This window comes from Nocardia thraciensis (assembly GCF_054782435.1).
In genome coordinates this window covers 23,911-44,680 of record NZ_BAAGSM010000002.1, presented here as the reverse complement: position 1 = coordinate 44,680, position 20,770 = coordinate 23,911, and the positions used below count along the sequence as shown (strand labels likewise).

The 20,770-nt window shown below is 67.2% G+C and carries 21 protein-coding genes; 12 read left to right on the top strand and 9 right to left on the bottom strand.

The window, feature by feature from the left end; all coding sequences use genetic code 11:
* Positions 1-83: 83 nt before the first annotated feature.
* Positions 84-380, top strand: coding sequence for a hypothetical protein (locus ACYVLQ_RS00500; protein WP_460695334.1), 297 nt, complete (start codon positions 84-86; stop codon positions 378-380).
* A gap of 235 nt (positions 381-615) precedes the next feature.
* On the opposite strand, the gene ACYVLQ_RS00495 is transcribed toward ACYVLQ_RS00500, so the two are convergent.
* Entirely contained in the window at positions 616-1,365 is a 750-nt protein-coding gene (locus tag ACYVLQ_RS00495; RefSeq protein ID WP_460695333.1) for a glycoside hydrolase family 25 protein, read from the bottom strand.
* 113 nt (positions 1,366-1,478) lie between these two features.
* On the bottom strand, positions 1,479-2,813 hold the full coding sequence (ggh, locus tag ACYVLQ_RS00490) for a glucosylglycerate hydrolase (RefSeq protein WP_460695332.1): 1,335 nt from the start codon (positions 2,811-2,813) through the stop codon (positions 1,479-1,481).
* Positions 2,814-3,176: 363 nt separating this feature from the next.
* Between ggh and ACYVLQ_RS00485 the strand changes: the two genes are divergently transcribed.
* Entirely contained in the window at positions 3,177-3,869 is a 693-nt protein-coding gene (locus ACYVLQ_RS00485) for an SDR family oxidoreductase (protein WP_460695331.1), read from the top strand.
* 46 nt (positions 3,870-3,915) lie between these two features.
* Here ACYVLQ_RS00485 and ACYVLQ_RS00480 read toward each other — a convergent pair whose 3' ends face one another.
* Both ACYVLQ_RS00480 and leuS read right to left on the bottom strand, forming a co-directional pair.
* Positions 3,916-4,704 carry an N-formylglutamate amidohydrolase gene (locus tag ACYVLQ_RS00480; protein WP_460695330.1) on the bottom strand — a complete coding sequence of 263 codons (789 nt, stop codon included), beginning with the start codon at positions 4,702-4,704 and terminating at the stop codon, positions 3,916-3,918.
* Between the two features lie 131 nt (positions 4,705-4,835).
* Positions 4,836-7,733: a leucine--tRNA ligase gene (leuS, locus tag ACYVLQ_RS00475; protein ID WP_460695329.1), complete on the bottom strand. Its 2,898-nt coding sequence runs from the start codon at positions 7,731-7,733 to the stop codon at positions 4,836-4,838.
* A gap of 195 nt (positions 7,734-7,928) precedes the next feature.
* On the opposite strand from leuS, the gene ACYVLQ_RS00470 reads away from it, so the two are divergent.
* The 6 genes from ACYVLQ_RS00470 (at position 7,929) to ACYVLQ_RS00445 (ending at position 11,889) form a co-directional block, all read left to right on the top strand.
* Positions 7,929-8,330, top strand: a complete 402-nt coding sequence (locus tag ACYVLQ_RS00470) for an SdpI family protein (protein ID WP_460695328.1) — start codon at positions 7,929-7,931, stop codon at positions 8,328-8,330.
* Complete coding sequence (locus ACYVLQ_RS00465; RefSeq protein WP_460695327.1) at positions 8,330-8,941, top strand: HAD family hydrolase; 612 nt, start codon at positions 8,330-8,332, stop codon at positions 8,939-8,941. Before ACYVLQ_RS00470 ends, ACYVLQ_RS00465 begins: the two co-directional genes overlap by 1 nt.
* 975 nt (positions 8,942-9,916) lie before the next feature.
* A complete protein-coding gene (locus tag ACYVLQ_RS00460; protein ID WP_460695326.1) occupies positions 9,917-10,135 on the top strand; it encodes a hypothetical protein in 219 nt (72 codons plus the stop codon).
* Positions 10,119-10,637 (top strand): DUF6879 family protein, encoded by a 519-nt coding sequence (locus tag ACYVLQ_RS00455; protein WP_460695325.1) that lies wholly within the window; start codon positions 10,119-10,121, stop codon positions 10,635-10,637. The genes ACYVLQ_RS00460 and ACYVLQ_RS00455 overlap by 17 nt, the downstream gene beginning before the upstream one ends.
* On the top strand, positions 10,618-11,472 hold the full coding sequence (locus ACYVLQ_RS00450) for a DUF5753 domain-containing protein (RefSeq protein ID WP_460695324.1): 855 nt from the start codon (positions 10,618-10,620) through the stop codon (positions 11,470-11,472). The genes ACYVLQ_RS00455 and ACYVLQ_RS00450 overlap by 20 nt, the downstream gene beginning before the upstream one ends.
* A gap of 84 nt (positions 11,473-11,556) precedes the next feature.
* A complete protein-coding gene (locus ACYVLQ_RS00445) occupies positions 11,557-11,889 on the top strand; it encodes a DUF6879 family protein (protein ID WP_460695323.1) in 333 nt (110 codons plus the stop codon).
* A 59-nt stretch (positions 11,890-11,948) separates the two neighbouring features.
* On the opposite strand, the gene ACYVLQ_RS00440 is transcribed toward ACYVLQ_RS00445, so the two are convergent.
* The 3 genes from ACYVLQ_RS00440 to ACYVLQ_RS00430 all read right to left on the bottom strand — a co-directional run bounded on the left by ACYVLQ_RS00440 (position 11,949) and on the right by ACYVLQ_RS00430 (position 14,346).
* Positions 11,949-12,722 carry an ABC transporter permease gene (locus ACYVLQ_RS00440; protein ID WP_460695322.1) on the bottom strand — a complete coding sequence of 258 codons (774 nt, stop codon included), beginning with the start codon at positions 12,720-12,722 and terminating at the stop codon, positions 11,949-11,951.
* Positions 12,719-13,693 carry an ATP-binding cassette domain-containing protein gene (locus ACYVLQ_RS00435; RefSeq protein ID WP_460695321.1) on the bottom strand — a complete coding sequence of 325 codons (975 nt, stop codon included), beginning with the start codon at positions 13,691-13,693 and terminating at the stop codon, positions 12,719-12,721. The genes ACYVLQ_RS00440 and ACYVLQ_RS00435 overlap by 4 nt, the downstream gene beginning before the upstream one ends.
* A gap of 125 nt (positions 13,694-13,818) precedes the next feature.
* Positions 13,819-14,346, bottom strand: coding sequence for an EXLDI protein (locus ACYVLQ_RS00430; protein WP_460695320.1), 528 nt, complete (start codon positions 14,344-14,346; stop codon positions 13,819-13,821).
* Positions 14,347-14,496: 150 nt separating this feature from the next.
* Between ACYVLQ_RS00430 and ACYVLQ_RS00425 the strand changes: the two genes are divergently transcribed.
* From ACYVLQ_RS00425 to ACYVLQ_RS00410, 4 genes are read left to right on the top strand one after another with little or no spacing between them, the layout of a single operon-like run.
* Complete coding sequence (locus ACYVLQ_RS00425) at positions 14,497-16,410, top strand: thiamine pyrophosphate-binding protein (protein WP_460695319.1); 1,914 nt, start codon at positions 14,497-14,499, stop codon at positions 16,408-16,410.
* On the top strand, positions 16,407-17,066 hold the full coding sequence (locus ACYVLQ_RS00420; RefSeq protein ID WP_460695318.1) for an SRPBCC family protein: 660 nt from the start codon (positions 16,407-16,409) through the stop codon (positions 17,064-17,066). The genes ACYVLQ_RS00425 and ACYVLQ_RS00420 overlap by 4 nt, the downstream gene beginning before the upstream one ends.
* A gap of 9 nt (positions 17,067-17,075) precedes the next feature.
* On the top strand, positions 17,076-18,110 hold the full coding sequence (locus tag ACYVLQ_RS00415) for a 3-oxoacyl-ACP synthase III family protein (RefSeq protein ID WP_460695317.1): 1,035 nt from the start codon (positions 17,076-17,078) through the stop codon (positions 18,108-18,110).
* On the top strand, positions 18,107-19,246 hold the full coding sequence (locus ACYVLQ_RS00410; protein WP_460695316.1) for an aminotransferase class I/II-fold pyridoxal phosphate-dependent enzyme: 1,140 nt from the start codon (positions 18,107-18,109) through the stop codon (positions 19,244-19,246). The genes ACYVLQ_RS00415 and ACYVLQ_RS00410 overlap by 4 nt, the downstream gene beginning before the upstream one ends.
* 97 nt (positions 19,247-19,343) lie before the next feature.
* On the opposite strand, the gene ACYVLQ_RS00405 is transcribed toward ACYVLQ_RS00410, so the two are convergent.
* Together ACYVLQ_RS00405 and ACYVLQ_RS00400 are read right to left on the bottom strand one after the other, a co-directional pair.
* Positions 19,344-20,144, bottom strand: a complete 801-nt coding sequence (locus ACYVLQ_RS00405; protein WP_460695315.1) for an anti-sigma factor family protein — start codon at positions 20,142-20,144, stop codon at positions 19,344-19,346.
* Entirely contained in the window at positions 20,141-20,722 is a 582-nt protein-coding gene (locus ACYVLQ_RS00400) for a sigma-70 family RNA polymerase sigma factor (RefSeq protein WP_460695314.1), read from the bottom strand. The genes ACYVLQ_RS00405 and ACYVLQ_RS00400 overlap by 4 nt, the downstream gene beginning before the upstream one ends.
* Positions 20,723-20,770 lie beyond the last annotated feature (48 nt).

Below are 20,770 nucleotides of genomic sequence, written 5' to 3'. Positions count from 1 at the left end.
GGATTAATGCGCACCTGTTAATGTGTGGTTATCGTCACAGCGCTCTGCTGACACGGAAAATCCACACGAAAGAGGGCAGTTCGATGACCACAGCGCATGCTCCGCATACCGATCACACCCACGTGCACGGTGCGGGTTGTGGACACGTCTCGGTGCCGCACGGCGACCACGTCGACTACGTGCACGACGGCCACCTGCATCGCGAGCACGACGGCCATTTCGACGAATGTGAACCTTCCGACCACACCGAACACACGAGCCACGACCACGTGCACGGCGAGGGCTGCGGCCACGTCGCGGTCCCCCACGGCAACCACGTCGACTACATCCACGACGGCCACCGCCACGCACCCCACGACGGGCACTACGACGAACACTGATCCCGGCCAAGAGCACGCCGGGAAATGAGGGCGGCTACGCCGGTCGATCGGGACGTGAGGTGGCTCCGCTGGTGGGCCGGGAAGTGAGGCGGCTCCGCCGGTCGGCCGGGAAAGTTGTCGCGGGCCTGCCCCACTCCGCTGTCGCAGTGTCGGCCGCCCTCTCATCCCTGGGGTGTCCGTTCTTTTACCTCTGGCGTGCCCGCCCTCTCATTCCCGGCGTGCTTTCTTGCCGGGGTCAGCTGCTTCCCGTTGGCGGCATGTTGGCGAAGCGGGCGAAATCGCCTTGGGCTCCGCTGTAGACGTTGATGTCGGTGTTGCCCGCGATGCCGGGGATGCGGCCGGAGTCGGTCTGCTGCCAGAACGTCCAGGTGGGCCAGCCGCCGGGGACCTCGGGCTGGTCGTTGCCGCGGTAGTCGGCGATCCACAGCGGGTACCGGGTGAACTCGTTGGTGTCGGCCATCGCCGTCTTCCAGAACGTCGGATAGGTGTAGACGATCGGTACCCGGCCGGTGAGCGCCTGCACCGTGTTGAGGTAGCGGTGCGTCCAATCGATCAGTGCGGCGGGCGGCAGGCCGCCGGAGTTCTCGAGGTCCAGCACCGGCGGCAGGTCCAGCGGGCCGTTCTGGCCCAGCACCAGGGTCGCGTACAGCGCGGCCTGCGGTTCCGGCGGCAATTCGGGGTGGGCGTAGTGGTAGGTGCCGCGGGCCACCCCGGCCGCGCGCATCAGCACGCTGTCGGGCACGAAGTAGGGATTGACGTAGTTGAGCCCCTCGGTGGCCTTCACCATCGCGAAGCTGTTGCCCGAGGCCTTCACCTCGAACCAGTTGATCATCCGGCCGTCGACATGTTGCCAGGACGAGACGTCCGGCCCCGTCGGCTGAGCCGTTGCGACGGTAGTTGCCGAAAGGATGCCCACGACCGCGAGGGCGGGCAGGGCCAAGAGCGTGCGACGAACATTCGGGCGGACCACGGTGCGTCGATACATGGCTACGAGGGTAAGCAGCCGAGGCGGATGTGACCACAGTCATCGCTGTGATCTGTGGCAGGTGATTGCTCGAGATGTGCGGATCAGGGTCGCTGTCCCAATATCGCGGCCGGTCAGCCCAGCCAGTCGAGCACCGAGGCCGCCGTCCACGACTGCTGCATACTGCCCAGCGGCTCGCCGGTGAACGGGTCGTAGTACTCGGCGAAGCTGCCGTCGCTGGCCTGGCGCAGGCCCTCGGCGCGCAGCATGAACGACCGCTCGGCCCAGCCGCGCCGGGCGAACACCCAGGAGAACAGCCAGCTCATCACCGGCCACACCGGTCCGCGCCAGTATTCGCGTGCCCGGAAGTCCTTCGATACCGGAGACGTCGACGGCGGCAGGGCATAGCGCAGGTCGGGATGGCCGCAGAATCTCGGACCCTCGAACAAGCGCAGCAGGCTGCGCTCGGCGTCGCGCGGCAGTCCGCCGCACAGCAGCGGCGCGAACATCGCCAGGGTTTCGGTGTGGATCGGCCGTCCCAGGCGCACATCGAAATCGTGGGCCGCACCGGAACGTGGATCGGTGGTGCCGAGGACGCCCGCACGGAAGTAGTCCGACCACTCGTACAGTTCGCGGACGTCGGCGTGCGGGAGTCGGTAGTCCTCGCCGATATTCGCCAGGACCTCACAGGCCAGCGCGAAGATCGCGGTCACGAACACGTCCTCCACAGCGAAGCTCATCGTCGCGGCGAGTTGGAAATCGTCGTATCCACACCGGCGCATCTGCTCGACCAGCCAGAGGTACCGGTCGTACTCGCGGTCGGTGGGCCGCTCGGCCGGATCCACCAGCGTGATGTCGGCGCGTTCGTAGGGCGTCAGATCGCCGGGGACCACGTTGTCGTAGGCGCGGTCCCAGCGCGGGGAGTTGTCCATCCCCGATTCCCAGCCGTGGTAGAGCGTGATGCGGCCGTTCTGCTTCGGGTCGCGGGCGTGCGCCAGCCAGCGATGCCAGCGCATCAGGTCGGCCCAGCGGCGATTGAGGAACTCCTCGGCGACACCGCGCGTGCTGCGACCGTGCCTGCGGGAATGGTCCAGGATTCGCTGCACCGCGATGGCGTGCACGGGCGGCTGGGTGATCCCGGAAGTGTCCGGCCCGTCCGGGGCGTTGGCGGCCAGGCGGCGGCATTCCCAGCGCGCCGGGCCCGGGAAGTAGCCGTCCGCACCGTTGGCGAACACGATGTGCGGGATCATCCCGTTCTTCCACTGCGCCGACAGCAGGGTGTCGAGTTCGACCACCGCGCGTTCCACACTCAGCGGCGCCAGGCCCACCGCGACGAACGCGGCATCCCAGCTCCACATGTGTGGGTACAGCTTGGGGGCGGCGCTGGTCATCGTGCCCAGGTCGTTTCCCCGCAGCAGGTACGCGGCTCGGGCCGCCAGTTGTGTCGGAGTGAATCCGGGCCCGTTCATCCCCCTATTCTGCGATGTCACCTTCAGGTACGCGCGCTGCGTGGGCTCCCCACCCTCGGGCCGGTGCGGTGCCGGCTGCTGTTCGGCAGTTCTCACACTCTTCGCCTCGGTTCGAATCGGTTTGCCGAGATTGATACACCCGGCCGGACCGTGATCGCCACCGGTGCGGTGACTGTTCGCTCACAGCGGGCCATCCCGTGCATCGGCGGCGGCTGCCGGAGGGTTACCGTCCAGCGCGGATTCCGACCGAAGGGGCAGCCGGGCGGCCACACGCGTCGGGCCGGTTGGGCGAGATCGCCCGGGCGTGACAGATTTCGCGAGGTCTGCGTCCCGGTGCGATGGGAGCACCGATACCGTGGTCGCATGGCCGAATTCACGGCGCGGCCGACCGCGCTCATCACCGGGGCGAGCCGCGGGCTCGGCGCCGCCATCGCACGGGAGCTGGCGCCTTCGCACAAGTTGCTGCTCGGCGCCCGCTCGGCGGAGTCGTTGACCGGCATTCTCGCCGAACTGCCCGATGCCACGGCATGGCCGGTGGAACTCACCGACTACGACGAGGTCGCCCGCGCCGCCGCCGCCATCGATCGGCTCGACGTGCTCGTGCACAACGCCGGTGTCGCCGAATTGAGCACCGTCGCAGAGTCTTCGGTGCAGCAGTGGCGAGACACCCTGGAGGCCAACCTGATCGCGGTCGCCGAGCTGACGAGACTGCTGCTTCCGGCGTTGCGGGCGGCCGAAGGCCATGTGGTGCTGATCAATTCGGGCGCGGGACTGCGCGCGAACGCGAACTGGGGCGTCTACGCGGCGAGCAAATTCGGCCTGCGCGCCTTCGGCGACGCGCTGCGGCTCGAGGAGCCCCAGCTACGGGTGACCTCGCTGCATCCGGGGCGTATCGCCACGGATATGCAGCGTGCCATAGTCGCGAGCGAGCAGCGCGAGTTCGATCCGGAGGAATTCCTCACCCCCGAGACCGTGGCACTCACGGTGCGCAATGCGGTCGAGACGCCCCGCGACGCCCATCCCACCGAGTTAGTCCTGCGGCCGGTCGCCCGCTGACCTCCGCGCACCCCGGTCGTGCTGCTGAGCGTGTCCGGCAACCGGATCACCATGGGGCGGTGCCGACTTCATCGATCAGCGCCGTTAGGGCCCGCATCAGTGTGCCCAATCCTTCGTGTGGCGGCCCGCCGTGTTCGCGCATGTACCGGTCGCGGCGTATCTCCACCATCAGTGCGGAGACGGCGGGGTCGGTAGCGTAATGCCGCAGTGGTACGTAGGTTCCGGCGAACGGTGAGTTCAGGCCGATTTCGAAGGCGGAGAACGTTTTCCGCGCGATCGTCGACAGCCGAGGTGGGGTGTGGATCGCGTCGGTGCCGAGGCACACCTCGGGGCGCGGGCCCGTATGGAGTTCGTACGGTAATCGCACGGTCGGATACGAATGCACGTCGATGACCAAGGCCCGTCCGACCGCGGCCAGACGTGCATCCACGGCATCCGCCACCGCTTCCGCATACGGCTCGAAATAGCTTGTCAGGAGCGATCTTTCATTATCTTCGTCGGCGACGCGCAACCGCTCCCCCGACGATGTCCGGGTGTACACCGCACCCATGCCGACCGCGCGCATTTCCTCGCGCTCATCCGGAAAGCGTTCCGGATCGACCACCAGGCGCGACAGCTGGTTGGTGAACATCCACGGCCGGACGGCCGCCTGCTCGGCTGCCCGCTCTGCGATCAGGGCCGTGTGCGCATCGGTCATGCGGTCCAGCTCGGCGGTCAGCCCGGCGTCGTCCAGCAGGATGCGCTGTCGCACCTCGGCGGGAATCGTCCGGGACCCGTGCGGAACATGCAGCAGTACGGGAGATTCCGGTGCGCCCGCCGTCAGGGTGTAGTGCATCTGTGCATTGTCGGCCGCGGACCCTCGTCACGCTCACAGCCGCACCCCTCGCACGGTCACGCACTCGTGGCACAGCCTGAAGGGAGTGCGTCAGTACGCAGGGGGTGCGACGAGCCTGTGGATGGATGTGGTCAGGCGACCACGTTCACCAGGCGGCCGGGGACGACGATCACCTTGCGGGGCTGCTTGCCGTTCAGGAACTCCAGCAGTTTCTCGTCGGCCAGGGCGGCGGATTCGATGGACTGCTGGTCGGCGTCGGCCGGGACGCTGATCCGGCTGCGGACCTTGCCGTTGACCTGGATCGGGTACTCGACCGAATCCTCTACCAGCAGAGCGGGATCCGCGACCGGGAACGGGCCGTGCGCCAGCGCGGTGGTGTGGCCCAGGCGTTCCCACAACTCCTCGGCGATGTGCGGGGACATCGGGGCCAGCATCAGCACCAGCGGCTCCACCACCGAGCGCGGGGCGCCCTGTGGGTACTCCTTGGTCAGGTGGTTGGTCAGCTCGATCAGCTTGGCGCCCGCGGTATTGTCGCGCAGCGCGGCGTAGTCGGCGCGGACGCCGTCGATCGTCTTGTGCAGCAGGCGCAGCGTGGCATCCGACGCCTCGCCGTCGGTCGCGCGCAGGCCGCCGGTCTCCTCGTCCACGACCAGGCGCCACACCCGCTGCAGGAAGCGGTGCGCGCCGACGACATCCTTGGTCGCCCACGGCCGCGAGGTGTCCAGCGGGCCCATCGACATCTCGTAGAAGCGGAAGGTGTCCGCCCCGAACAGGTCGTACATCTCGTCGGGGGAGACGGCGTTCTTCAGCGACTTGCCGATCTTTCCGTACTCCTGGAATACCTCGATCTCACCGCCGGAGGCGTTGGGCCAGAAGAACTTTCCGTCGCGCTCGACGATCTCGGCGGCCGGGACGTAGGCGCCGCGCGCATCGGTGTAGGCGTAGGCCTGGATGTAGCCCTGGTTGAACAACCGGCGATAGGGTTCCGAACTCGACACGTCGCCCAGGTCGAACAGCACCTTCTGCCAGAAGCGCGAGTACAGCAGGTGCAGCACCGCGTGTTCGACGCCGCCGACGTACAGATCCACGCCGCCCGGATCGTCGGCACCGTGCTCCTCGGAACGGGGGCCCAGCCAGTAGCGCTCGTTCTCCGGGGCGCAGAAGGTCTCGGCGTTGGTCGGGTCGGCGTAGCGCAGCTGATACCACGAGCTGCCCGCCCAGTTCGGCATCACGTTGGTGTCGCGGCGGTAGGTCTTCGGGCCGTCGCCCAGGTCCAGTTCGACGTTCACCCAGTCGGTCGCCTTGGCCAGTGGCGGCGACGGCTCGGAGTCGGCGTCGTCGGGATCGAAGGTGACCGGCGCGAAGTCCTGCACATCCGGAAGTTCCACCGGCAGCATGGATTCCGGCAGTCCGTGCGGGCGACCGTCCTCGTCGTAGACCACGGGGAACGGCTCTCCCCAGTACCGCTGCCGCGCGAACAGCCAGTCGCGCAGCTTGTACTGGACCTGGCCGGTGCCGTGGCCGTCGGCCTCCAGGTGCTCGATCACCTTCGCCTTGGCCGCCTCCACGTCGAGCCCGTTCAGGTAGCCGGAGTTCACCAAGGTGCCGTCGCCGGTGTAGGCCCCGTCCGAAACGCCTGTCCCGGCATGCTTTCGGCCGGGCTCCCCGCCCGCGATGACTTCCACGATCGGCAAGCCGAACGCGGTCGCGAATTCCCAGTCCCGCTGGTCGTGGCCCGGCACCGCCATGATGGCGCCGGTGCCGTAGCCGCTCAGGACGTAGTCGGCGACGAAAACCGGCACCTTGGTCCCGTCGACCGGGTTGGTCGCGTACGCGCCCAGGAAGACGCCGGTCTTCTCCTTGTTCTCCTGCCGCTCCAGCTCCGACTTCGCGGCGATCGTCTTACGGTAGGCCGCAACGGCTTCCACAGGCTTCTCCGCGCCGAAGGTCCAGCGCGGATCCACGCCCTCCGGCCACTGCGCGGCGACCAGCCGGTCGACCAGCTCATGTTCCGGAGCCAGCACGACATACGTCGCGCCGAACAGGGTGTCGGGCCGCGTGGTGAAAACCTCCACGGTATGGCCGTCGGCAGGGAAGGTGACCCGCGCGCCCCGCGAGCGCCCGATCCAGTTGCGCTGCATGGCCTTCACATTGTCCGGCCAGTCCAGCAGCTCCAGGTCGTCGACCAGCCGATCGGAATAGGCGGTGATGCGCATCATCCACTGCCGCAACCGCTTCCGGAAGACCGGGAAGTTGCCGCGCTCGCTGCGCCCCTCGGCGGTGACCTCCTCGTTGGACAGCACCGTGCCCAGTCCCGGGCACCAGTTGACCACCGAATCCGACAGGTACACCAGGCGATACGAGTCCAGCGCCTCGGCGCGCTCGTCCGCGTTCAGTTCCGACCAGGCCCGGCCCTGGGGAGTTTCCCGTGCGCCCGAATCGAATTCGGCCTCCAGCTCGGCGATCGGCCGGGCCCGGTTCGATTCCGTGTCGTACCAGGCGTTGTAGATGCGCAGGAAGATCCACTGCGTCCACTTGTAGAACTCGGGATCGGTGGTCGCGAACGACCGGCGGCGGTCGTGGCCCAGACCCAGCCGGTCCAGTTGACGCCGCATGTTCTTGATATTGGCCTCGGTGGTCACGCGGGGGTGCGCGCCGGTCTGCACCGCGTACTGCTCGGCGGGCAGGCCGAAGGCGTCGTATCCCAAGGCGTGCAGCACATTTCGGCCGTTCATGCGGTGATAGCGCGCGAACACGTCGGTGGCGATGTAACCCAGCGGGTGCCCGACGTGCAGGCCCGCGCCCGACGGGTACGGGAACATGTCCTGGATGAACAGCTTGTCGGCGGGGGTGTCGCCCGCCAGCGGGCCCACCGGGTTGGGCGCGAAGAAGGTGCCGCGCTCTTCCCACTGCTGCTGCCATTTGCGTTCGATCCGACCGGCCTGCTCGGGGCCGTAGCGGTGTGCGGGCACGTCGCTGTCGCCGGTCGTCGCCGCGCCGACTGGGTCGGTTACACGAGTGTCCTGCACTGTCCTGCCTTCTGCTCGCCGAAGCCCCCGGGAATAAAGTCGCTCACCAGGGTAAAGGGTGCGCACGTCGGGGCCCAAAAAGGGCAGCCGCGCAGGTCGGTACTCGTCGCCGCACGGCATAGCGGTCTTTCGCGACCCTGTAGGCCCCGCGGCCCGGTCGACGCCGTATACCTGCACGCGAGTACCGTGGTCGGGGTGTTCGTGGTGGCTGTGATCCTGTTCGTGCTGGCGGCGGTGGCCGTCGTCACCGGGGTGCTCGGGCTGACCGGTTCCCTCCCCCGCAATCCGTTCGTCGGTGTGCACACCGAGGAGGCGCTGCGGACCGACGAGACCTTCCGCGTCGCCAACCGGGTGGCGGCGCCCACCTCCTTCGGCGCCGGCGTGCTGCTGGTCGCCGGCGGCGTGATCGCGCTGTTCGCGGGCGCGGTCGTGGGGCTCGTCGGCGCGCTGCTTGCCGCCGTGATCGCGGTGTTCGTGCTGGGCGCGGGCGTCAACGCCGCCGCGGGCGCGATCGACGGCATGGCCCCCGAGGTCGGCGGTTGCGGGCAGGCCTGCGGCGCCTGCTCGCTGCGTGACGCCTGCCAGCCCGCCAATTGATGGGTCCGCTGACGGTCGGCTTCGACCTGGACATGACCCTGATCGACTCCCGGCCCGGCATCGCCGCCTGCTATCGCGCGCTGTCGGAGCGCACCGGCGCCTACATCGACTGCGAGCTGGTCGTCACGCGGCTCGGCCCGCCGCTCGAGGAGGAGCTCGCGCGCTGGTTCCCGGCCGCCGAGGTCCCGGCCATGACCGCCCTCTACCGCGAGATGTATCCCGGCCACGCCGTCACCGGCACGACGGCGATGCCGGGCGCGCGCGAGGCGGTCGAGGCCGTCCAGGAGGTCGGTGGCCGGGCCGTCGTCGTCACCGCCAAGTTCGAGCCGAACGCCAAACTCCATCTCGAACATCTCGGCATTCCCGCCGACGCGGTGATCGGCGATCTCTGGGCTGAGCAGAAGGGGCTGGCCCTGCGCGAGCACGGGGCGAGTGTCTATGTGGGCGACCACGTCGGCGACGTCCTCGGCGCCCGCACGGCCGAGGCCTACGCGGTCGCGGTGGCCACCGGGCCGTGTGACGAGGAGGAACTACGCGCTGCGGGCGCCGATGTGGTGCTGTCCGACCTCACCGAGTTCCCCGCGTGGCTGTCGGGGTACCGGGGCCACTGAGCGGCCGGGAGGTCGTGGCGCATGCAGGTGGAGGAACGCTCCGCGACAGCGGACTACCCGCCGAGTTCAGATACAGCACCGTAAGCATCAGCGGCTTCGACCCGCTGTTGCGCGCGAGATCCCCACCGCGGGCCTGGGTTCCCCTCGAACTCCTTCCGGAAGATCGCCACCCCTCCGATCATGCCGCACCGAATCCCCTGCCCGATCGCCAGCAATCTCCCTCCTGGTTCCCGACTCGTGGACGACAGCACCCGATTCACCCCTCGGGGCCTTCCCTCTCGATTCGGTCACGTATGGCCCCAACAGTCCGCTCCTTCGGAACACGCACGGGCCAGACCACGGCCGCCACGAGAACCACGACCGGCAAAGCGACCACAACAACCAGCCCGAACTGCCAGCTCACGATGCCCTCCCTTCTTCTCGTACCTCCGGGGCGGTCTGATCCCCCTGATTCGGAGCAGTCTCCGGGTCTGGGGTGAACGACTCCATGTAAACCCCTGGACCGTCGTCGGTCTCATCGCCGTAGGCATAGACTTCGAGGACGCCTCCGGGAAATTCGAAAAGCCTTGTGCGCCATTTCATATCGACCCCTAGTTGACCATTGTCAGGTGACCGATGTGAGCGTGTTTCGCTGGTACACAACGCGTTTCAGTGCATCCAGTCCGCCAAGCCCGCGCCGGTCGCGATCGTTTGTGGAAGGCGGGCCGGGACCGGGATCGCTGCAAGTGGGTCCGTAGAGCCCGAGGTTGGCCAACTGCCGCCGGAACTGGCCCGCCACCTCGAACGCTAGGTGTGGCTGCAGTGAGTCGAAAGGAAGTTGCGAAATGTTTCGAGAACCTGATCAAGTGACTCGGTAAAGTCTAACTCTAGCTGTGTAAATACCTGTCCACTCGTCCTTGACTCTCGGCCACCTGTGCGGCGATTATAGAGATCTGTGACGCAACATCTCGCAACGAACTGTGTAGGGGGCAGACCATGCGTCTAACGTTCATTGCCAAGGATCCGGGCTCGAATCCTTCGGGCTCGCCGACGCTCTATCGCACCGACCGAGAGTCCTGGGTCGTACAAGGCTGGGTCTTCACCGACCCCGAGGCGTTGGCTCAGATGGGCATCCCGGAAGGGGAATCGTGCGTCGAGATCCCCGACAGGCTGGTTCCGTTCTTCGGGCAGGGAGAAAGTGACCTCGATCAGTGATTGCGAATTCGACCGTCTGCTAACAGAATTCGACACGGCGGCGATCCATCTCGAGACGCGAGATGCTTACGGCACCGCTGTCGAGCTTCCGTACATGCGGAAGTGGGCCGATGGTGAGCCGGACGATCTCGAATGGCTGCAGGGCTGGTGCACCACAGTGCGCGGCCACGTGACCGCCGGGCGGTCGGTGCGGCGGGCGCGCATCGTTTCCGAACCGCTGAGCGACTATCAGCGGTGGTCGTGCAGCATCGCTCATCCGATGGTTGACGCCGGCGAGGACATTCGCTGGGTTCCTCGGCGGTTGGTGTCGTCGATCGGAATCCCGGGCAACGACTTCTATTTGCTCGATGATCGGCTGGTGATCTTCCTGCACTACTCTGGTGACGGACTCGCGGTCGATAAGACCACCTCGACCGACGCTCACGACATCCGGTTGTGCCGCGTGGCATTCGACGCAGTGTGGCAGCTGGCAATACCGCACCGTGAATACCAGCCCGTCTAGCGCCGCGCAGGAAGCTCGGCGCGCGCTGGGCCGCCGTCTCCGCGAACTGCGACACGCAGCGGGCCTCACCGTGCGTGAGCTCGGTGCGGTCAATGAATGGCACTTCGCACGAGTGTCGAAGATCGAGAACGGCGTGCAGGCGCCCACCCATCGCGACATCCAGCAGTGGTGTCGCGCCTGCAATGCCGAAGATCAGATAGCCGATCTCGTTGCCATTCTGCGTACCGTCGATGAGGCCTACGTGGAGTTCCGGAGGCAGAGTCGTGCGGGCATGAAACGAGTCCTCGGTGCCCACACACTCAAGAAGTACGAGCAGACCCGAGTATTTCGGATCTACGAGCACAACGTGATCCCCGGACTGTTTCAGACGGCCGAATACTCCGCGGCCATGCTGTCGTTCTGGATACGGTTCCTCGGCACACCCAACGACATCGACGACGCGGTCGCGGTCCGGATGCGGCGGCAGCGCATTCTGCAGCGCGGCGGCAAGCGCTTCGTGGTCCTACTGGAGGAACAGGCGTTGCGTACTTGGTTCGGCACGGCTGAGATACAGGCTGGTCAGTTGGGTCGGCTACTGGAGCTAATGGCGCTGCCCAACATCTCGATCGGCATCATCCCATTGATGACCGAACGTAAGGCCGTGGCCTCGGCGGGTTTCTGGATATTCGACCACGATCTCGTAGCACTGGAGACTCCATCGGCGACGATCCAGGTCACGCAGCCTGCAGAATGTCACTTGTACGCGCGCATGTTCGAGGAGCTGAAACAGTCAGCCGTTTACGGCCGGGACGCGCGGCTGTTGATCCTCGACGCGCTCGACGGACTCAGCCGATGACGACCTCCAGGCGCACAGCGACCACGAGAACCATGAGAGGCAGAGCGGCCGACTCGAAAAGCCTTGTACGCCAACACATGTTCCATGTCTGCATTTACTACGATGGTAGAGCATCTAGATGCATGCAGTTGTTTTGGAGGAGGAGGTTCTACGGTGCAGTTCCGAAGTAGTGATCCGGCGTTGTGGTCGAGCTTGTTTCGGGAGTGCAGGCGTGATGCCTTTTATCTGGAGACGCGGGATTCGTATTCGGTTCCGCATGAGGCGGAGCGGTTGCGCTGCTATCTCAACGGCGAGCCGCCGCCTTCTACGAAGACGCCGTGGCACGACCTCTCGCTGGGGAAGTGCCGCCGGATGATTTGCAACGGCGTCCGGAATCGCCTCTGGCCGTTGGCGGTACCGTATCGGGACTATTACTGAGTGATTCATGATTAACGCCCCGAGGCGCCTGGGTGCCTCGGGGCGTTGGGGTTTGGTGGTCAGGCGTTGGCCTTGCGGCGCATGAGGAGGCTGGACCAGACGTAGCCGATTACCAGGATGCCGAGGCACCAGGCCAGGGCGCCGAGGGCGTTGCCGCCGATGCGGTCGCCCATGAGGAGGCCGCGGAGGGTTTCGGTCATAGGGGTGAAGGGCTGGTACTCCGCGAATTTGCGGACGGCGGTGGGCATGGTGTCGGTGGGGACCAGGCCGCTGCCGAGGAAGGGCAGGAACAGGATCACCATCGGGGTATTGCTGGCGGCCTCGGGGCTGGAGGCGGACATGCCGAATCCGGCGCCGAGCCAGAGGAATGCGAACAGGATCAGGGCGATCAGGCCGAAGGCGGCCGCCCACTCGAGTGCGTTCGCGTCCGGCCGGAATCCGACGAGTGCGGCGACGCCGACCATGAGGGCCACGCCGAGCAGACCCTGAATCGTATTGCCGATGACATGGCCGGTCAGGATCGACGAGGGATTCATGGGCATGGCCCGGAACCGGTTGATGATGCCCTTGGTCATATCCGTCGCCACCGACACCGCGATCCCGGCAACCAGATAGGCCGGAATCATCAGCATCATGCCCGGCGTCAGGTAGTCGATATAACTACCACCGGTGGCCTGTCCCAGCGCCCCGCCGAAGACATACTTGAACAGCAAAAGCAGCACGACCGGCATGACCACCACGGAGAAGGTCAGACCCGGATATCGCTTGGCGTGCACCAGATTTCGGCGCAGCATGGTCTTGGAATCGGCAAGGGTGTAGGTTGCGGTGCTCATCGCGCGATCTCCTCCGCGGGAACGGTTTCGCCCTCGGGAACGGTGTGGCCGGTAAGGGTGAGGAAGACGTCGTCGAGGTCGGGCGTGTGCACCGACAGGCCCTCCGGTTCGAGGCGGGCGTCGTCGAGACGATCCAGCATCGAGCGCAGCGACTTGACCGAACCGTCGCTGGGCACCGCGAGGGTGCGGTCCTCGTACTCCGGGACCCCGCCGAACAGATCCCCGGCGGTGGCCAGGGCATCGCGGTCGGCGAAGGTGAGCCGGATGTGCCCGCCCGGCACCAGCCGCTTCAGCTGGTCCGCGGTGCCCTGGGCGACGATGCTGCCCTTGTTCAGCACCGCGATCCGATTCGCCAGCTCATCGGCTTCCTCCAGGTACTGGGTGGTGAGGAAGATGGTGACGCCGTCGGCGACGAGTTCGCGGACGATGTCCCAGACATCTCGGCGGCTGCGCGGATCGAGCCCGACGGTGGGTTCGTCGAGGAAAATGATGCGCGGATCGCCGACCAGGGTCATGGCCAGGTCGAGGCGGCGCTTCATGCCTCCGGAGAAGGTGCTGGTGACCTTGTCGGCGGCGTCCACGAGATCGAACCGCTCCAGCAGTTCCCCGGCCAGCCGACGGCTGTCGCCGCGCGGCAGATGGTGCAGATCGCCCATCAGCAGCAGGTTCTCGCGTGCGGTGAGCAGTTCGTCGATCGCCGAGAACTGACCCGTGACGCCGATGATCGAGCGCACCGAGTCGGGGTCGGCATTGCGATCGAAGCCGCCGACGCGAATGACGCCGTCGTCGGCCCGCAGCAGCGTGGTCAGGATCTGCACGGTGGTGGTCTTGCCCGCGCCGTTCGGTCCGAGCAGCGAGAAGATCGTGCCTTCCTCGACGGTGATATCGATACCGTCGAGCACGACCTGGTCGCCGAAGGATTTCCGCAGGCCGCCGACCGATATGGCAGGCAGGGGATACCCGGTGGTCATGGTATTCCTCTCATCAATGAATAGGCATTTATGCATGCGTGTACTGAGTCGTGACCGCTGGGTCGCGCGGTCGAGACGGGTGGGTTGTGCGGTGTTCGGTTGTGCGGGAACAGTTCCCGCCGGTGTCAGATGTCGAGGTCCTCGATCTGTGGATGCTCCACGATGTCGCTGACCCGCTGATAGAGCTTGGCCGGAATCCTCCCCTTCAGATCGGTCACCGAGTCATAGATGTCCATGGTGAAATCGCCCCAGTCCGGATCGCTGACGCCGAGCAGCTTGCGCCAGTTGGTCAGATCCTTGATCCACTTGGTGCCCTCGCCGCCGTAGACCGGGTAGTCGGCCCAGGCGGAGGTCTGGATGTGCAGGACGAACTTGCCCTTGCGGCTGCGGTACACGCGGATGTGCTGCTGGTGCTCGTCGTTGACATCGCGGACCTCACCGAGCAGGGCGCCGGAGAAGCGGACCTGCCGGACGCCGTTGTGGCCGACGCCGAGGACGATCTCCTCGAACCCCTCCAGGCGGCCCTCCTCCAGTTCGATGTACCGGCGCAGCGCCGTCACGATCGCGCCGGACAGATTGCCGCCGACCAGCTCCTGTGCGCGCTGGAACAGGGGCAGATCGTCGTCGGATACGTAAACGGTCTTGTTGGGCATGACTCCACTATACGTAGACGTATACATACACACAAGGGTCGGTCGCAGATCGTGCACGGACGGGCTGAACCGCGCCGCGGTGTGCCTCGTATCCCGGGGTGGGAGCGGACGGCCGTGTGCGCTCGAGGCCCCGGCAAGAAAGGAGCGCCGATGCCGACACGAGCGGTGGACTATCTGGTGCGGGCCGTCGCGACCCTGGGGGTCCGGCACATCTTCGGTGTGGACGGGGCCAACATCGAGGACCTCTACGACGCTATCTTCGACAGCCCGCACGATGTCACCGGGGTGGTCGCCAAGCACGAGTTCTCCGCCGCCACCATGGCCGACGGCTACGCCCGCAGCACCGGGCGGCTGGGCGTGGTCTGCGCGACGTCCGGCGGCGGGGCCATGAATCTGGTTGCGGGACTGACGGAGTCGTTCGCCTCCCGGGTGCCGGTGCTGGCGCTGGTGGGGCAGGCGCCGACGATGCTCGAAGGCCGGGGCGCCTTTCAGGATTCCAGCGGCCTGGCTGGAACATTCGATGCCGCACGGCTTTTCGAGCAGATCTCGCGCTACTGCGCGCGGGTGGACGCGATCGAGGCGCTGCCGTGGCATCTGTCCCGGGCGGTGGCGGCCGCGCGGCGCGGGGGTCCGGCGGTGCTGCTGCTGCCCAAGGATGTGCAGCAGGCCGACGTCGGCGATCTGCCGCCGTTCCGCCCGCCCCGACCGACGCACACGCGTGACCAGGCCGGTCTGGATCGAGTGCGGGCGGCGCTGCGGGCCGCCCGCACGACCGGCAAGGTCGCGATCATCGCCGGGGACCAGGTGGCCCGCAACGACGCGCGCGACGAATTGCGGCGGCTGGCGGTGGTTCTCGACGCCGCGGTCGGGGTGGCCCCGGACGCCAAGGACGTCTACGCCCCGGATGAACCCGGATTCTGCGGGGTGGCCGGAAGTATGGGCCATCCCGAACTCATCGATGCCGTGCGGCACGCCGCCCTGTGCCTGCTGATCGGGACCAGGATGCCGGTGACCGCACGGGCCGGACTGGACGAGGCGCTGTCGTATCCGGCCGTCGCGAGCGTGGGCGCCGAGCCGCCGCACGTGGAGTCGGTGCACGCTACCGCGAGCGATCTGCGGTGCGTGCTCGCAGAACTCTTGGGACGCTTGGCGTTCGACGAACTGACGTCGGTTGAGCCCGCTTCGCCATCCTCCGAACCTGTCGCGCCGCTGTCCGAATTGGTGTCACCGTCGGATCCCGCGTCACCGTTGTCGGATCCCGCGTCACCCTTGTCGGATCCCGCGTCACCGTCGTCCGCTCCTGCCACACAGTCTTCCCGGCGAACGCCGGGATCGAGAGCCGAGGTTGCGCACAAAGGCCCAGTTTCGATTCCGGCGTCCGCCGGAAAGACGGGTGGGGCGCGTGGTGCCCTGGGGCCGAACTCGCTCACCGCCCTGCCGGTCCCCGAGGCCACGGGCCCCGGCCTGCGCTACCGCGATATCGTCGAAACCCTCAATACCGCGCTGGAACCCGGGACGGATGTCTTCGCCGACGCGGGCAATACCGGCGCATCGGTCGTGCATCATCTGCGGCTCCCGCGCGGCGGCCGGTTCGTCGTCGCCCTGGGCATGGGCGGGATGGGGTATGCGTTCGGCGCAGGTATCGGCTCGGCCTTCGCCCGGGGGCACCGGCACGACGGCGGTATCCGGCGCACCGTGGTGGTGGCGGGCGACGGCGCGTTCTTCATGCACGGCATGGAGATTCACACCGCGATCGAGCACCGGCTCCCCGTGACCTTCATCGTGTTCAACAACAACGCGCATGCCATGTGCATCACCCGCGAACAGCTGTACTACGGAGATCGGTACAGCTTCAACAGGTTTCGCCCTGCGCGCTTGGGCGACGGCATGGCGGCGATGTTCCCGGAGCTGCCGTCGTACACCCCCGCCGACACCGGCGAACTAGCCGCCGTGCTGGCCCGATGCTTCGAAACCGTTGGGCCGTCGTTCATTTCGATCGACTGCGACCCGGACGAGATCCCGCCGTTCACCCCGTTTCTGTCGGTACCGAGGAGGAATCAGTGACCACCAGTGCCCTGCCCGCGCTCAGCGATATCCCGGAGGGTGAGATACCCGCGGTCCTGCGCATCGAGAACTCCGATCGCGAGGCCACCACGCCCATCATCATGGACATGTTGCGGTCGGTGTATCCGCATGACCAGATCTTCGGCGAATTCTGCCCGGTTCAGTCGTATATCGCCGCACCGCCGCGCGAGGTGTACGAGTATCTGGCTGACACCCGGAGCCTGGAGGAATGGACCTACAGCCTGCGCGGATTCGTCGAAACCGACGAGCCGGGACTGTGGCTGGCCTACGACCGGCTGGGCCCGGAGACCAAGATCTTCACCCGCACGGTCGCCAATCCGGACGCCATGACCGTCGACTACCACTGCGCCTGGGATCAGGGAAAACATCTGTGGATGATCTACCTGCTGCGGGTGGTCGACGCCCAGGTGGTGTTCGACAAGCCGGGGTCGGTGGTGCTGTGGATGAACTGCCACCACCCCTTCTACGACGAGAACCCCTATCCGGAGACCGCGCCCCCGAAGCGTCCGGTCTGGGTCGGTGACTTCTGGGAGATGTTCTCGGCCGGACACCAATTGGAGATGGACAATCTGCGGACGATCTGCGAGTACCGAGCCGCCCACGACCTGCCCGTCAAACCCGACTGGATGAAGTGAGGCGCGCCAATGGATTTCACCGAACCCTCGCTGCCGCCGGTCAGCCTCGTCGACGTGGCGAGCTATCTGCCCGGAGAGCCGGTCGGCACCGAATACTTCACGCAATTCTCCCGGTCCGAGCGTATGGCGAAGAATGTGATGTTCCGGGCGCCCAAGACCCGCCATCACGTCGGTCGTGACGAGACGGCGGTCGACATGGCCGAACAGGCCGTCGCGCCGCTGCGGGAACGACATGGGGCGGAGACGATTTCGAATATCGATGTGTTGATCACCCACACCCAGCTGCCGACCAACCCAGTGTTGGGGGCGGGCCCCGAGGTGGCGCGGCGGCTCGGGATGCGCCCCGGCTGGGTGTTCGATGTGCACAACAGCGGATGCGCGGCGTTCGTCCACATGATGTCGCTGGCCCGGATGATCCTGCAGACCACCGCCGCCCGCAGCGCGCTGATCGCGACGGTCCAGAACACGGCGGGCCCGGTGTTCACCCAGTCCGAGATCCGCGGGCTGGCCCAGGCGCCGGTCCCGGGCGACGGGTGCGGGGTCGGGCTGCTGTTGAAGAACGATCAGGCGCCGATCCTGGACATCGAGTGCCGCACCTACCCCGAATTCGCGGGCGATATGGATTTCAGTACCGGGTCCGATCGCAAGTACTGGGAGCCGGGGGAGGGGCAGGGCTGCGTGAGTTTCACCGAGTCGAAGCTGACCAAGGTGTTCGCGCGGGGGAATCGGCTGGTGCCCGAGGTCGCGTTGGCGGTATGCGAACGCATCGGCGTGAAGGGCCGTGATATCGACACCTTCGTCACCAACCAGCCGAACCGGCTGTTCCTGCGCAACTGGCACGACGCCCTGGAACTACCCGCCGAACGCCATCCCGACACCTTCGACCGCTGCGGAAATCTGTTCGCCGCGGGCATTCCTGTCACCCTCGACGCGGAGAACCGGGCGGGCCGCCTGCGCGACGGATCGGTCGTGCTGCTGTCGGCATTCGCACACGCCGGTGACTTCGCCGCCGCGGCCGCGGTGCGCTGGGGAGCCGGTCGATGAGCGGCAGCCGATCGATCTCGGTGCGACGCGCGGACCGGTCGACGCGGCCGGTGCGGCACGCGACCGCCGGTCGCACAGCGGATTCGGTCCGCTTCGACCTGACGCTGAGCGAAAACCCGTTCCCGCCGCTGCCCTCGGTGCTGGCCGCCGTGAATCACACACTGGAACAGGCGAACCGGTATCCGGAGTTCCTGCCGGACCGGCTGCCGCGGCTGATCGCCGAGCAGGTGGGGATCGGCGCGGATCAGGTCGTGGTCGGTTCGGGCGCGACCGGGGTGGCCCTGCAGATCATGCAGGCGCTGACGACGCCGGGCGACCGGATGGTGTTCGCGACACCGACCTTCGACGGCTACCCGATTCTCGCGGGCATGACCGGGTTGAAAGACACTGCGGTGCCCCTGGATTCGGCGGGTCGTCAGGATCTGTGGTCGCTGGCCCGCGCGGTCGACGGCCGGACCGGCCTGGTGGTGGTGTGCCGCCCACACAACCCGACCGGCACGGTGGTCCCGGCCAGCGAACTCAAAGCGTTCCTGTTCGGCGTTCCGCGTGACATCCCGGTGATCCTGGACGAGGCTTACGTCGAATTCCTCGGTGCCGCAGACGCTCTCGACCCGGTGCAGCTCATTTCCCGGTATCCCAATCTGCTGGTGCTGCGCACCTTCTCCAAGGCCTACGGCTTGGCCGGGCTGCGCATCGGCTACGCGTTCGGGCACGAGGATCTGGTGCGCCGGGTGCGCCGCCTGCAGTTGCCGTTCGGAATGCCCGCGTCGGCGGCCACCGCGGTGGCGGCTTCGTATGCGGCGCGGGCGGAGCTGGGCGAGCGCGTGCTGCGCATCACCACCGAGCGGGAACTGTTGCGAACAACTCTGCGCCGCAGTGGAATCCGAGTTCCGCGCAGCCGAGCGAACTTTCTCTATCTGCCGGGGGCGGATATCGCGGCACGGCTGTCACGCGCGGGCATAGCCGCCAAGACCTATCCCGACGGCAGCGCTCGGATCGCCGTCGGCGACCCGGCCGCGGATATCGCCGTCCGGTGGGCGCTCGGCGACGGGGCGCGGCGGGAGGGACACCGTCGATTCCGCCGCGAGGACAGCGGGCTGTATTCGACCACCGCACCGGCCGTGCCGGGGAGCTGAATATAGCGCTGCTAGATATGCACCCCCCGCTCGTTCCCGCACCCTCTACAACGCATGTAGCGGGTGCGGGGGCATGTGAGGGGTGCGTGAGGACTGGTTACTGCAGGGAGCTGGTGAGCATTACCTGATTCGTGGTGGCCGAACGTATTTCGACCATCCGGACCTGTTCGGGCGGCACCGCGGTGGTGCCGTCGGGGGTCACCGTCTCGCCCGGTCGGGCCGTCCACTGGGCGACCATCGACTGCGTGCCGTCGGCATGCACCACCCACAGCGAGCCCTGCCAGCTGTAGTCGGTGGTGGACGGCGCGTAGCTGCACGACATTTCGACCCGGGTGCCGTCGTTCACCGCGACCAGCCGGAAGCTCGCCGTGATCGGCGAGGGCACCACCGGATTCATGCTGCGTTCGGCCACCACCTGATCGGTGGGCGGCGCAGTGCGTTCGGTGAGCGAGGCGGTCACCGGAATGGCGATCGCCACGGCCGCCGCGGCCGCCGCCACCGCACCGGTGACCGCGAGTAATCGCCCGCGCCGCCGCTCCCTGCGAGCCCGCCTCGCCAGTTCGGCCAGCGAAAAGGGAGGCTTCTCGGCACCCGGAACTCGACCCTCGGCCCCGAGCGCCTCGGGCAGCGCTCCAACCGGGGCCCGGGACCCGTTCCCGCCCACCGATTCCGGTGCCGGATCGATCAGCGACAGCGCCACCTCGGCATCCACTCGGCCGAGCAACCCGGGCATCCCGGAGAGGTCCGCCACCGCTTCCCGGCAGCGCGGGCACCGCGCCAGATGCGCCTCGTATTCCAGGCGTTCGGGGCGGTCCAGGGCGCCGAGCACATACGGGGCGTCCCACGTCGCGTAGTCGTCGTCGCCCTCGGGCGCCGCCGCAGGCGCGGTCTCCGTCACTTCGTCACCCCCATTTCCCGCAGTGCCGTGCGCAGCGCGCGCATGCCGTAGTGCATCCGGGACTTCACGGTGCCCGCGGGAATGGCCAGCTCCGCCGCGATCTGGTGCGTCGACAGACCACGGTAGTAGGAGCGCACGATCACCTCCCGGTGATCGACGCTCAACCGGGCCAGCGCGTCGGCGATCAGCCAGCCGTCGAGGGTCCGGTCCGCCTGGTCGGGGGTGGGCTGCTCGGGTGGGTTGTCGGTGCGGAACTCGCGCCGGTGACGGGCGCTGCGGTACTCGTCGACCACCATGTTGCGCGCCACCGTGAACAGCCAGGCCCGCGCCGACGCCGTCGACTGATCGAGTACCTGCGGGCGCTGCCAGGCCCGCAGCAGCGTTTCCTGCACTATGTCCTCGGCTCGTCCCGAGTCGCCGACGAGGCTGTAGGTGTAGCGCCACAGCGCCGGTGCGTGCTGGTCGTAGAGCGCCCGCAGCAGATCCGCCTGGGCCGGGTCGCCGGTCGGGAGCTCGGGGACACCCCGAGACGGCTGGGTATCGGCGTCATCGCTGGGGAGGCGGGGTGAGCGTGCCATGCGCTCACCGAACAGATCGGCGGATCAGAGATCCGGATGTAGTGCCCA